This window comes from Acinetobacter sp. ANC 5414 (assembly GCF_013004295.1).
Classification (GTDB): Bacteria; Pseudomonadota; Gammaproteobacteria; order Pseudomonadales; family Moraxellaceae; genus Acinetobacter.
Genome location: NZ_JABERM010000014.1, coordinates 35,856 through 48,244, shown reverse-complemented (window position 1 = coordinate 48,244; position 12,389 = coordinate 35,856). Strand labels below are relative to the sequence as shown.

Here is a 12,389-nt window from a genome sequence, read left to right as displayed (position 1 = left end):
CTCTAATCAAGCAAAAATAATTTTCGCAATTTTATCATATCTATGCAAATGTCACGTTTCTAAATGTACAACTTTTCACAAGCTTATAAAAAAAGCGCATAAAACTTTATGAAAAATAGTGCTTAGGTTAAGATGAAGCATCTTTTTATTTAGCATTTTGAAGACTTATGCAGCCATTTGTTCTATACAACTCAGAGCAACGTAAAAAAGTTGAATTTGTTCCGCGTGTCGAGGGACATATCGATATGTATGTTTGCGGTATGACAGTTTATGATTACTGTCATATTGGGCATGCTCGGGTCATGGTTGCATTTGACTACATTATCCGCTTCTTGCGCAGTCAAGGCTGGAAGGTAAAATACGTTCGTAACATTACTGACATTGACGACAAAATCATCAAGCGTGCCAATGAAAATGGCGAAAGCATTACCGCATTGACCGATCGTTTCATTCAAGCCATGAACGATGATGCTAAAAATTTGGGTTGCCTAGCTCCTGATGAAGCACCGCGTGCAACTGACTATATTGACCAGATGCAAAACATGATCGGTAATTTGGTCAATAAAGGCACGGCTTATCCTTCTAGCAATGGTGATGTGTATTTCCAGGTTGAAAAATTTGCCAAATACGGTCGTTTGTCTGGCCGTAAACTGGAAGATATGCAAGCTGGAGCATCAGAACGCGTCGATGTTGAAGTTGAAAAGAAACATCCGTTTGACTTTGTACTTTGGAAACATGCCAAAGAAAATGAACCGTCATGGGCTTCACCTTGGGGCAATGGTCGTCCGGGTTGGCATATTGAATGTTCAGCGATGTCGACTTGCTGCCTAGGCAACCACTTTGATATTCATGGTGGCGGTTCCGACTTGATGTTCCCGCATCATGAAAACGAAATTGCACAAAGTGAAGCTTCGACTGATGAACAATATGTAAATTACTGGATGCACGTCGGCTTTATTAATGTCGATGGAGAAAAGATGTCTAAATCTTTAGGCAACTTCTTTACTATTCGTGATGTGATGGATAAATTTCATCCTGAAGTGATCCGTTACTTTATTGTCTCTTCGCACTACCGCAGTCCAGTCAACTTCTCCGATACAGCGTTGAAAGAAGCGAAAAATACCCTTTCTCGCTTCTACCATTCATTTAAAGCTTATCAAGCAGTTTATGATGAAAAAACGGTTGAAACTTTAGATGAAACTTTAGTTGAACGTTTTAATGCCGCAATGCGTGATGACTTTAATACATCCGAAGCGATTGCAGTATTGTTCGAAATCAATAAAGAACTCAACCGCGCAGTCAAAGATGAAAACCAGGAACAGGCAACGGTTTACTATTCAACTTTACGTCACCTCACCAATATTCTTGGATTAGTTCAACACAATGTAGATGAGTTCTTAAAGTCTGATATTGGTCAGGAAGCTTTAGGCTTAACAGCAGAACAAATTGAAGATTTGATTCAACAACGTAAAGATGCGAAAAAAGCCAAAGAATTTGCCAAGGCCGATGAAATTCGTCAGTCTTTACTCGATCAAGGTGTAGTTTTGGAAGATACACGCCAAGGCACCATTTGGCGTCGTGCTGATTAATTGATCACTTGTAACTATAGAGAGTTGACAGTTTCATTAAATTCTCTATAATTCACAACCATTGCGGGAATAGCTCAGTTGGTAGAGCATAACCTTGCCAAGGTTGGGGTCGGGAGTTCGAGTCTCCTTTCCCGCTCCAGAATACGAAAAAGCCCTGATCAATGATCAGGGCTTTTTTTATATCACTATTTTATAATTTTAACCTCGATCCTTGATTTCTACTTTTTATCTCAAATCACTGATCTGAACAAAACACTATCAAATCTTGACCACATAAAATCACAAATCAAAATTTAGATTTCATTTTTTAAATTATTTTCATTAAAATCAATATTTTATTAATACGCATTTCCAAAAATTATAAATTTTATTATAAACATTCAATTATTCATCGAAGTATGAGTCGTAACGAAGTCACTGCAATTACAATCGAACTACGACCATAAACCAATACGCATTGAAGTCATTCAGACATAAACTTTGATCACTTCTTTTTTATAGACGTTGAAAGAGTAAAAAATATGTCACAACAAGATTTTGAAAATGGTTTAAAAGTTCGTACCGAAGTGATGGGTGAATCTTTTGTAAAACGTGGACAAGATAATACTGTACCCTTTACTCAACCATTACAGGACTGGATTAATGAACATGCCTGGGGTTCAACCTGGCAACGTGAAGGTGTTCTTCCACGTAAATATCGTTCACTGATCACCATTGCTTTTTTAACGGCTCAAAAAAGCCCAACCGAACTTAAGGGACATGTTCGTGGTGCACTGAATAACGGGGCGACGGTAGAAGAAATTCAGGAAGTGCTATTACACAGCTTGCCATATTGCGGTGCACCTGCAACACAGGAAGCATTTCGCGCAGCACTTGAAGTGATTAATGAATATCAAAAAGCAGAATAATATCATTTGATGTTTATTGAAATAGCTTATGCTTAACGCTTAGGCTATTTTCATATTAGTGGTTTAACTTGTTTCAAGCTTAGACATCGTCTGCAATTGCCCCTGATTTAACTGCAAGGTATCCGCTTCCAGATATTCTAATTCTTCGAAATGATGAGTCACGTAAATCATTGGCAAATCCAGCTCATCTTTCATCCGCTTAAAAAAGGGTAAAATTTGCTGCTTTAAATGTGTATCCAGCCCCGTTAAAGGTTCATCCAATAACAACAAGTTTGGTGAAGACAATAAAGCACGTCCAATCGAAACCCGCTGTGCTTCTCCACCCGAAAGCTGATGTGCTTTACGCTGAATTAAAGGGCTTAATTCCAGTAATTCCACCACTTCTTCAAACTGGAATTTTCGTTCCGGTTGGGCTACTAATTTTTTTGCATAGCATAAATTTTGCTGCACATTCATATGAGGAAACAATAAAGCATTCTGGAAAATGAGAGCGATTTTACGTTGATGCATGGGCACATGAATGTTTTGCTGAGTATCAATGAATACCTGTTCATTCAACTGGATACAACCCTGCTGTGGCTTGAGCAAACCCACAATATTTTTTAGCAAGGTGCTTTTACCACAACCCGAAACACCGACAACGCCTAACAGCTGTTGCTGCATTTCCAGTTCAATATTCAACTGGAAATCAGCATGCTGATATTGAAAATCACATTTCAACATATCAGCCTCCCAATTTCCGTTGATATTGCTGCAAAATAAAATAGTTCGCAATCAGGGCTGAAAATGCCAGACACAAAGATAAAACCACCAACCGCATGGCAAATTCTTCACCATCGGGTTGTTGCAAGAATGAATAAATAGCGATAGGAATGGTGCGGGTTTCATGGGGAATATTCCCTACAAAAGTAATGGTGGCACCAAACTCTCCCAGACTTCGGCTAAAACATAAAATACTGCCAATCACAATTCCAGGAATCGCCAAAGGTAAATTGATACTCAAAAACACTTTCCACGGCGTAGCGCCCAGTGAACCAGCGATCTGCTCAAGCTGTTGATTCATTAACTGAAAAGAGAGACGAATCGGCTGCACCATCAATGGAAAAGCTACAATCATCGAAGCCAGTACCGCCCCTTTCCAGTTAAATGCCAGTTCAATCCCAATTGTATTCAGATATTGCCCAATCCAGCCTTTATTACCAAACAGGACCAAAAGCAAATAACCCAAAACCACGGGCGGCAGTACCATCGGCAATTGCAAACACGCTTCGACCAAAAATTTCAGCCTGAATTCATGGCGTGCCAAAGTCCAGGCCAAGGCCACTGCAAACGGTAAACAGATAAGCGTTGCCCATAAGGCCACTTTTGCCGAAAGATATAAGGCACTCAGTTCTTCGGGACTGAACATGGCTTAGCGATCCCCCCTATGATTGACTCATGCGAAATCCGTATTTTTGAAAGATGCTTTTTGCCTGCGGACTGGTTTTTATAAATTTTTCAAATTGAATGGCGTCCGCATTTTTTTCGCCCTGTTTGGTCAAGGCAATCGGATAAATAATCGGATGATGCGAATCTGCCGGGAAGGTTCCCATAATTTTTACTTTCTGGCTGATGAGTGCATCAGTTTTATAGACAATTCCCACTTCACATTCACCACGTTCGACAAATGCCAAAGCTGAACGCACATCATCTGTCCCGACAATGCGACCTTTGAGTTGATCCAGCCGATTCAGTTTAATCAAACTCTGTTTGGCATATTTACCCGCAGGAACGGATTCCATTTGCCCAGTACAGAGATGTCCTTTAAAAGATTGCTCAAAATTAAAACCGGATTGGGCTTTAAAAGGAATGTTTAGGTTTTTCGGGCTAATTACCACCAACTGATTAAACAATAAGGGCTTGGCGCTGTTTTGATGAATAAGGTTCTTTTTAATCAGGTAATTCATCCAGTCCAGATCTGCCGAAAAAAAGATGTCGCTGCTGGCTCCTGCTTCCAGCTGTTTCGCAAGCGCTGATGAAGCCCCATAGACCGGCACGAGATTGGTGTTGGGATACTGCTTTTCATAGATTTTTTCAAGATCAGTGATGGCATTGGTCAAACTGGCAGCAGCATAAATTTTGACTGTTTCAGCCTGTGCAACTGAAAATGGAGCCGCTAGACATACTAAGAAAAACAGGAATTTTTTCATGATTCATTTGCCCCTTAATGAATAAATAAACCGTGCACAATATGTCCTTCAGATAAAGCAACTCCCGCAGGAATTCTGACCAGACAATTGGCTTGCATTAAATTGCTGAGCATATGCGATTGCTGTTTCGACAAGCTTCTAACCTTGAGCAATCCCTGATCAAAACTGGCCAACATTCTTAAAAAACGTTCTCGGTTATCCAGTTTCACATCATGGCTAAGTACCGCGCTAAACCAGTCCGGTTGCTGTTTTTGTCCTTGTAAAGCCTTTAATACAGTTGAAGTATAAATTTGCATGCCCACATACACGGCTGCAGGATTGCCCGGAAGTCCAAGCAGATAACAACGTGTGAGGTCAGCTCGAGTTAATTCTGCAAAAAAAATCGGCTTGCCCGGTTTCTGTTTCACTTTCCAGAACACTTGTTCAAAGCCTAAAACCAGGGCAACCGGACGGATGAAATCATAATCCCCTACCGATATGCCGCCTGTGGTTAAAACCAGATCATAAGTTGCCGATAGTGTTTGAATTAATTCTTTCACTGCAACTTCTGTATCCGCCACATGGAAAATTTCAACCTGTTGTCCTTGATTCTGAAACCAGGCTTCGATCAACGGCCCATTGGCATCGAAGATTTTACCTGTTGCAAAGTCCTCTATACTTTCCGCAACTTCATCTCCGCTAATCACCACTGCAACTTTGGGATATTGAAAAACTTCAACGCTTTGAATGCCTGCCATACTTAAAGAAGCAATGGCTCCGACTGAAAGTAACTGGCCCTTGTTGGCCAACAGCTGTCCGGTTGAAATTTCTTCACCCACATTGCGAATGTCGGCATTGGCATTTAAGTGCTCAGTTATGGAAATTTTAGTTGAATCAAGAACATTGACTATTTCCTGACGTGCCACGGTGGTGGTGCCAAAAGGAATTTTGGCACCAGTAAAAATCCGCACAGCTTGTCCTGCTTTGAGTTGCCCTTTAGTCTGTTCACCTGCCCGAATTTCACCGATCAGTTTAAATTCACTATGCGGCGCAATTGCTGATTGGGCGCAAATCGCATAGCCATCTACCGCGCTCTGCGAAAATAAGGGCAGATTAATGGTGGAATAAATATCTTGCGCTAAATAGCGATTTAAAGCCCGATTTAACCCCAGACTTTCCGTGCCAAGTCCTTGGGTATTCTGCAAAATTAAATTTAAAGCCTGATCCACCGTAATTAGGCCCGGCTCTGTGCCACATCCAGACATTTTGCTATTCATTGGTAGCCACCTGAATGGGGAATATTTTTCTGTACATCAAATAAATGCACCAATGCTGGCAACACTGCGATTAAAGATTCTTTCGCCCCCTGACGGCTACCCGGCAAAGTCATTACCAGACTGTTATCAATATAACCGGCCACGCCACGACTCAAGGCCGCATACGGAGTTCGTTTTTGCCCAAAACTGCGTGAAGCTTCCATCAGTCCGGGAATTTCACGTTTTAATAAAGGCTGAATGGTTTCCACAGTTAAATCTTTTGGCCCCAGCCCTGTTCCACCAACGGTTAAAATCAGTGGATAGTCATTTTTTTGCCGTTCAACCAATGCCAGCAGTTGTTCCGGACTATCAGGAATGACGTGGTAAGCAATATCGCTAAAATTGGCTTCCTGTAAAATTTCCAGCACATTCTGCCCGGCAGTATCCGGTTTTTTCCCTGCAGCCACGGTATCGGACAATACAATGATTGAAGCCGGCATCGCTTCTTTTAAGGTACGAGTAAAATGGGATTTGCCGCCTTTTTTCTTTTGTAATTTAACCTGATCCAGACATAAATCTTCCGGTTCACAATGCGGTTTCAGCATGTCATACAGCGTTAACCCGGCCAGACTGACTGCGGTTAAGGCTTCCATTTCCACCCCTGTCGGTCCAATAGTTTCTACAGTGACAATAATCTCGACATGGGCATCAAACAGCTCATATTCCACATCGGCACGGTAAATCGGTAGCGGATGACACAGCGGGATCAGCTCATCGGTACGTTTCGCTGCTAAAATGCCTGCAATCCGTGCCGTCTTTAGCGCATCACCTTTTTCAGTATTGCCATTACGTAACAACTCGATGCAATGTGGCGGTGCATGCAGAATCCCTGTGGCCACTGCTGTCCGATAACTCTCGGCTTTCATCCCGACATTTTTCATTGCATGTTCCTATGATTCATTTTTAAAAATATTGTTCAATTAAAGCGGCCATTGGTAGATCAGTGGATCATTTTCTTTCGCATGATGGCAATGTTGATGTTTATCATATTCAGCGTTCACAAGATGATGAGCATGTTCCTCGTCCACGCCATCTTTACGGATACAACAGCCTTCTACATATTGGCTGCTGCCATCCAGATAAAATTCTTCTTTCCACACCGGCACTTCGTGCTTGACCCGTTCTACCGCTTCTTCACAGGCAGCAAAGGCTTCTCTGCGATGTGCCGCATAGGCAATGGCGATAATGGCTTTTTCACCAATATTCAAAGCGCCAATTCGGTGAATCACCCGTACATAAGACACGCCATATTTATGCTGAATCTCCTGCTCAATCTGGCGAATCATTTTTTCCGCCACGGGTGCATAAGATGTATATTTCAGTGCTTTAACTGCTTTGCCTTCATGATGATTACGCACCGTACCGACAAAAACCCCAATACCGCCACATTCAGGAAAATGTTCAATCTGATCGAAACTGTCTAAAGTTAAGGCGGTATCCTGAATTCGTGAAAATGCTTTCAGCTGTTCCATTTCAACCTCCCGCCACCGGTGACAGCAGCACCAGAGTCGTGTCTGCATGGAATTGAGTTTGACGTGAGATAATGTCCTCGCCGATAGCACAGGCACAGCGTTCAATCATGGTAAAAGCTGCCGGATACTCCTGCCCAACTTGAGCCAAAACTTGCCCAACCGTACTATATGGGCTGCAGATCATCTCCAGATTTGCAGGTAACTGGCGTTCTACCGCACCGAAGACTTCAATTTTAATTTTGATCTGTGGCATCTTAACCTCCAAGCATGTGCATGCTGATTTTGCGGGTGTTTTTATTCATGCGCTGGTTTTCCAAACGTTGGGCTATGCCGTGATAACCTGATTCTTTGTTCCAGATATAGTGGGATAACGCAGCATGCAAGCTCAGTTCGGTCAAAGGTTCAGAAGCATTCAGAGCTTTAATTTCAGTTTTAAGATTTAAACCTTGAGGCGCAAACAGGCAGTTATAAAACTCACCTTGTGCGGTTAGACGCACCCGGTCGCAAGTGCCACAAAATGAATTGGTAATGGTGGATATGATTCCGATCGGATGACCATCAATAAAATACTGTCGTGCCGGCTCTGAAGTTGAACGAACTGAAGAAGTGTCTTGGCTCGTTACTGCAAATTCAGTATTCAATATTTTTAAAATTTGCTGCTCACTGACCACATGCTCGCTCGACCATTTACGGTCACCATCCAAGGGCATAAATTCAATAAAGCGTAAGTTGATTTTTTCTTGTATTGACCAGCGCGCCAAAGGCAGAATTTGATCGTCATTCATGCCCTTCATCAATACACTATTGATCTTGATCGGTAACCCTACCGTTTGCGCTGCCTGAATTCCTTCAAGGACAGGAGATAAATCTTTTTGGGTCAGCTGTTTAAACTGCTGGGCATCCAGACTGTCCAGACTAATGTTTAAATCATCCAGTCCGGCCTGTTTTAACGCCTGTGCATATTGTTTTAAATAATGGGCATTGGTGGTCATGGAAATGCGCTTCAACCCAAGCTTTTTGAGCTGTTGCAGCTGGGCAACAAAATGCACCACGCCCTGACGCATTAACGGTTCGCCGCCCGTGATGCGAATAGATTCAATACCACGGCGCACCATAAAATCACAAAACTGATAGAGCTGTTCAAAACTGAGCAAATCGTGTTTTTTCATCCATTCCGGATGTTCCGGCATGCAATAGACACACTTGAAATTACAGCGATCGGTCACTGAAATTCGCAATTTGCGCTTGCTGCGACCAAACTGATCGACAAATCGTGTATTGGTTTCAAGCTCTGTCATCATATTCATGTTGAACATCCATCTTCAGGCATCCTGCTGTAATCGCACAAGAATTGTGCGCAAGATTTAAATCGCCCCATCTTGTTATAATTAGATTTGCAATAAGTGTTCCAACTTTGTGCCAAAGACGAAATATTCCGTTTTAGTGCAAAAATTTAAGTTGTTGATACTGCTGAAGCTCATCCAGCGAGTTAATACTGTGAAAAAACAGGGCATGATTTTCAAACCGTGCCACTTGAGCGTGCAAATCTGAAAAACACTGTCTTAAACTGCGCTGCTTTTGCTCAAGATGCATAGTAAGGATGCTTAAGCTGCTGCGCTTGACCAGGCAGAATGGATACAGGGCTGTACCATTGATTTCTACATAAGCCACTTCGGCCAGAGCATTTTTGCTCAAAGCCTGATGCAGCTTAAGAACGACTCTTGCAGGAATAAAGGTGACGTCACAGGGGATGAACAGCAGATAATCGGCCTGTACATGGGTCCAGGCACTTTTCATTCCCATCAGCGGACCTAGAAATCCGCTTTCATCATCCTGATAGCAACGAATGCTGGGAATGATTTTTTGATAAATTGAATAATCACGATGGCTGTTGATCCATATCTGTTGAACACTGGATTTCAGCTGTTGATGTATTTTGATCAGTTGAATTTGATCATCAAATTGCTGTAACAGTTTATTGATGCCATTCATCCGTTTTGCCTGCCCACCTGCTAAAATCACCAGATCGGTGCGCGGATATACCGAAAGTTTCAATTTCTTTCTCATTCCACCGCCTCCATTTGACAAGTCTTGATCAAACCACGAATTTCAGGCAAACATGAACCGCAGTTACCGCCTGCTTTTAAACATGCAGTGACCTGTTTTTCATCAGTAATATTTTGAGTTTTAATGGCATCAATAATGCGGTTTTTACCCACTTTAAAACAGCTACACACCAATGGCCCTTCATTGTTGGCCATGGACATCGGTTGACCGGCAAGCAATGCCTTACGATGCATGGCACTTAAACGTTCACGTTTAAACAGGCTTGCGACCCAGTCCCGATCTGGCAGCAGAGCTTTTGGTGCAATATATAGACTGGCAATCAAATGACCATCTTTCAACACCACGCTGTGACTGATATGCGCAGTCTGATCTTCAATATTCAGCCATTCAAAACTTTCATCCTGAAACGGTAACAGCTCTTTCAAATGCTCAGTAGTCTGGGTAAATTTTTTACGGTCTGCCAGTTCATAGCGCACAGCTTTAGCCGTGGTAATTTTCGTCCACCATACCGTATTTTCAATCGAGGATTGTACGATTTTTTCAAAGCCCTGACGCACGTAAAATACGCCCTGCCACTGACTATAAAAAGGATGGATGATCACGGGAGTATGTTTAAATTCAGGTTCACCTGAAATGGCATCCACAACAGGATTGACCACTTTGCCAATGCGGGCATCGGACGTGACTTGGTCATTCCAGTGAATGGGCGCAAATACCTGTCCCCGACGAATGTCATCACTGACTGTGGCGCGTAAAACGCAGTTGCCCCATTTCGATTTGACTTCTACCAATTCGCCATCTTTGATCCCATATTTCAGGGCATCATGCGGATGAATTTCACAAAACGGTTCTGCACGATGGGTACTTAAATTGGCTGATAAACCGGTACGGCTCATGGTATGCCACTGGTCACGAATCCGGCCGGTATTTAAAACCAAAGGAAATTCGCTACACACTTGATTGACTGGATCTACTGCAGTAATGGCGATAAATTTGGCTTTGCCATCGGTATGGCTAAATTGCCCTTTGGAATAAAACCGAGCGACTGCATCCTCTTGTTGGTTTTTAGTCCATACTGGCCACTGCACCGGTTGCAGTTCATCATATTCGCTTTGATTTAAATCGCTTAAAGCCTTTAAATTAAAATAACGGAAGTTTGGCGTTTCCCCGCGGTGCTCCAGATCTGAATTCTGCTCAGCCGAGAGTCGTGCATGTTCCTGAAAAATGTCATGGCTGTTATTAAAATCAAAACCGCTAAAACCTAATTTTTTAGCGACCTGACTCATCGCCCACCAGTCGGCTTTAGCCTGTTCTGGCTCATCTAAAAAGGCACGCTGTCTGGAAATACGGCGTTCAGAATTGGTGACGGTACCATCTTTTTCACCCCAGCCTAAAGCCGGTAACAGCACATCGGCATATTGTGTGGTGTCGGTGTCTTGGCAAATATCGGACACCACCACAAATTCACATTTTTCCAGGGCACGTTTCACCTGATCTGCATCGGGTAAACTCACCACTGGATTGGTTGCCATAATCCAGATGGCTTTAATTTTTCCACTTTCTACCGCATGGAATAGATCAACGGCCTTAAAGCCAGCCTGCTTGGCAATATAAGGGCTTTGCCAGAAGTTTTGCACCAGTTGTTGATGGTTTTCATTTTCCAGTTCTAAATGGGCCGCCAACATATTGGCTAAACCACCCACCTCACGACCACCCATGGCATTCGGCTGACCGGTCATGGAAAATGGCGCTGCACCCAGCTTGCCAATTTTTCCGGTAAACAAATGGCAGTTGGTAATGCTATTGGCTTTGTTCACGCCTTGCGAAGACTGATTCACCCCCATGGAAAACAGGGTCATCACTTTTTCAGTTTGGGCAAATTTCTGATAAAAAACTTGCAGTTTTTCCAGTGAAATCCCTGTACGCACTGCGACATCCGGCATAGATGCCTCAGTTTGGCTGTGGATCAAAGCCTGTTCTAAGCCTTGCGTATGTGCATCAATAAATTCATGGTCTGCATGACTATTTTGCGCCAGATACTGTAATAGGCCATTGAATAATGCGACATCCTGCCCCGGTAAAATCGGCAAATGTAAGTCTGCCGCTTCACAGGTACTGGTAAAGCGCGGGTCAATCACCACTACAAACAGATCACGCTGTTCTTTGGCTTTCATGATGCGTTGATACAATACCGGATGACACCATGCGGTATTTGAACCGACCAGCACCACCATATCGGTATGTTCAAAATCTTCATAGCTCGCTGGAACAATATCTTCACCGAAAGCACGTTTATGTGCCGCAACCGCAGACGACATACATAGCCGCGAATTGGTATCGATATTGGCTGTACCAAGGTAACCTTTGACGAACTTGTTCACCACATAATAATCTTCAGTCAGCAATTGCCCGGACACATAAAAGGCAATACTGTCACGCGCGTATTGATCAATACATTGCTGAAATTTTTCAGCAATTAAATCTGTTGCAGTATCCCAGTCAGTTCTTTTACGCTTGTTCTTACGACCAAGCATAGGATGAAGAACACGTGTTTCGAGGCCAATGGTATCGGCCAGATTACTGCCTTTAATGCACAGTTTCCCGTAGTTGGATGGATGATTGACATCTCCTGCAACCGAAACTTTTTGACCTAAAGCTGTGTCCTGTACAGTCGCAGTTACGCCACAACCTACCCCACAATAAGGACAGGTGGTATTGGTGATTTTGGTATTTATTTCTGTGGAGCTATGCAGTTCCATTACAGGGATACTATTCATTTCTGCTTTGCTCCTTAAATTTTGAAACTTTTAATCCGATTCATTTCAAATAGATTCATTACAACGGTGTCTTTTCAATAGAACTCATTTTC

At 42.7% G+C, this 12,389-nt stretch carries 12 protein-coding genes and 1 tRNA gene; 3 read left to right on the top strand and 10 right to left on the bottom strand.

Annotated features, from left to right (window positions below; all coding sequences use genetic code 11):
- The first annotated feature begins 167 nt into the window (after positions 1–167).
- The 3 genes from cysS to HLH18_RS09640 all read left to right on the top strand — a co-directional run bounded on the left by cysS (position 168) and on the right by HLH18_RS09640 (position 2,497).
- Positions 168–1,589 (top strand): cysteine--tRNA ligase, encoded by a 1,422-nt coding sequence (cysS, locus tag HLH18_RS09650; RefSeq protein WP_171546656.1) that lies wholly within the window; start codon positions 168–170, stop codon positions 1,587–1,589.
- 63 nt (positions 1,590–1,652) lie between these two features.
- Positions 1,653–1,728, top strand: a tRNA-Gly gene (locus HLH18_RS09645).
- A gap of 382 nt (positions 1,729–2,110) precedes the next feature.
- Positions 2,111–2,497: a carboxymuconolactone decarboxylase family protein gene (locus HLH18_RS09640; protein WP_171546655.1), complete on the top strand. Its 387-nt coding sequence runs from the start codon at positions 2,111–2,113 to the stop codon at positions 2,495–2,497.
- Positions 2,498–2,560: 63 nt separating this feature from the next.
- Here HLH18_RS09640 and HLH18_RS09635 read toward each other — a convergent pair whose 3' ends face one another.
- The 10 genes from HLH18_RS09635 to HLH18_RS09590 all read right to left on the bottom strand — a co-directional run bounded on the left by HLH18_RS09635 (position 2,561) and on the right by HLH18_RS09590 (position 12,297).
- A complete protein-coding gene (locus HLH18_RS09635) occupies positions 2,561–3,220 on the bottom strand; it encodes an ATP-binding cassette domain-containing protein (RefSeq protein WP_171546654.1) in 660 nt (219 codons plus the stop codon).
- A 1-nt stretch (position 3,221) separates the two neighbouring features.
- Positions 3,222–3,905 (bottom strand): molybdate ABC transporter permease subunit, encoded by a 684-nt coding sequence (modB, locus tag HLH18_RS09630; RefSeq protein ID WP_171546653.1) that lies wholly within the window; start codon positions 3,903–3,905, stop codon positions 3,222–3,224.
- Between the two features lie 16 nt (positions 3,906–3,921).
- The gene (gene modA / locus HLH18_RS09625; RefSeq protein ID WP_171546652.1) at positions 3,922–4,686 is read right to left on the bottom strand and encodes a molybdate ABC transporter substrate-binding protein; all 765 of its coding nucleotides are present in this window, start codon (positions 4,684–4,686) and stop codon (positions 3,922–3,924) included.
- Between the two features lie 14 nt (positions 4,687–4,700).
- A complete protein-coding gene (locus tag HLH18_RS09620) occupies positions 4,701–5,930 on the bottom strand; it encodes a molybdopterin molybdotransferase MoeA (protein WP_502708125.1) in 1,230 nt (409 codons plus the stop codon).
- 8 nt (positions 5,931–5,938) lie between these two features.
- The gene (moaCB, locus tag HLH18_RS09615; RefSeq protein ID WP_171546650.1) at positions 5,939–6,862 is read right to left on the bottom strand and encodes a bifunctional molybdenum cofactor biosynthesis protein MoaC/MoaB; all 924 of its coding nucleotides are present in this window, start codon (positions 6,860–6,862) and stop codon (positions 5,939–5,941) included.
- A gap of 39 nt (positions 6,863–6,901) precedes the next feature.
- On the bottom strand, positions 6,902–7,453 hold the full coding sequence (locus HLH18_RS09610; RefSeq protein ID WP_171546649.1) for a molybdenum cofactor biosynthesis protein MoaE: 552 nt from the start codon (positions 7,451–7,453) through the stop codon (positions 6,902–6,904).
- Position 7,454: 1 nt separating this feature from the next.
- On the bottom strand, positions 7,455–7,706 hold the full coding sequence (locus HLH18_RS09605) for a MoaD/ThiS family protein (RefSeq protein ID WP_171546648.1): 252 nt from the start codon (positions 7,704–7,706) through the stop codon (positions 7,455–7,457).
- Between the two features lies 1 nt (position 7,707).
- A complete protein-coding gene (gene moaA / locus HLH18_RS09600; protein ID WP_171546647.1) occupies positions 7,708–8,760 on the bottom strand; it encodes a GTP 3',8-cyclase MoaA in 1,053 nt (350 codons plus the stop codon).
- 133 nt (positions 8,761–8,893) lie between these two features.
- The gene (mobA, locus tag HLH18_RS09595; RefSeq protein ID WP_171546646.1) at positions 8,894–9,520 is read right to left on the bottom strand and encodes a molybdenum cofactor guanylyltransferase; all 627 of its coding nucleotides are present in this window, start codon (positions 9,518–9,520) and stop codon (positions 8,894–8,896) included.
- Positions 9,517–12,297, bottom strand: coding sequence for a nitrate reductase (locus HLH18_RS09590; protein WP_171546645.1), 2,781 nt, complete (start codon positions 12,295–12,297; stop codon positions 9,517–9,519). The genes mobA and HLH18_RS09590 overlap by 4 nt, the downstream gene beginning before the upstream one ends.
- Between the last annotated feature and the right edge of the window lie 92 nt (positions 12,298–12,389).

Excerpts from the sequence above, each read along its gene's own strand:
- mobA (WP_171546646.1), bottom strand. The coding sequence starts at position 9,520 with ATGAGAAAGAAATTGAAACTTTCGGTATATCCGCGCACCGATCTGGTG.
- modA (WP_171546652.1), bottom strand. The coding sequence starts at position 4,686 with ATGAAAAAATTCCTGTTTTTCTTAGTATGTCTAGCGGCTCCATTTTCA.
- moaA (WP_171546647.1), bottom strand. The coding sequence starts at position 8,760 with ATGAATATGATGACAGAGCTTGAAACCAATACACGATTTGTCGATCAG.
- HLH18_RS09620 (WP_502708125.1), bottom strand. The coding sequence starts at position 5,930 with ATGTCTGGATGTGGCACAGAGCCGGGCCTAATTACGGTGGATCAGGCT.
- cysS (WP_171546656.1), top strand. The coding sequence starts at position 168 with ATGCAGCCATTTGTTCTATACAACTCAGAGCAACGTAAAAAAGTTGAA.
- HLH18_RS09605 (WP_171546648.1), bottom strand. The coding sequence starts at position 7,706 with ATGCCACAGATCAAAATTAAAATTGAAGTCTTCGGTGCGGTAGAACGC.
- modB (WP_171546653.1), bottom strand. The coding sequence starts at position 3,905 with ATGTTCAGTCCCGAAGAACTGAGTGCCTTATATCTTTCGGCAAAAGTG.
- HLH18_RS09640 (WP_171546655.1), top strand. The coding sequence starts at position 2,111 with ATGTCACAACAAGATTTTGAAAATGGTTTAAAAGTTCGTACCGAAGTG.
- HLH18_RS09635 (WP_171546654.1), bottom strand. The coding sequence starts at position 3,220 with ATGTTGAAATGTGATTTTCAATATCAGCATGCTGATTTCCAGTTGAAT.
- moaCB (WP_171546650.1), bottom strand. The coding sequence starts at position 6,862 with ATGAAAAATGTCGGGATGAAAGCCGAGAGTTATCGGACAGCAGTGGCC.
- HLH18_RS09610 (WP_171546649.1), bottom strand. The coding sequence starts at position 7,453 with ATGGAACAGCTGAAAGCATTTTCACGAATTCAGGATACCGCCTTAACT.
- HLH18_RS09590 (WP_171546645.1), bottom strand. The coding sequence starts at position 12,297 with ATGAATAGTATCCCTGTAATGGAACTGCATAGCTCCACAGAAATAAAT.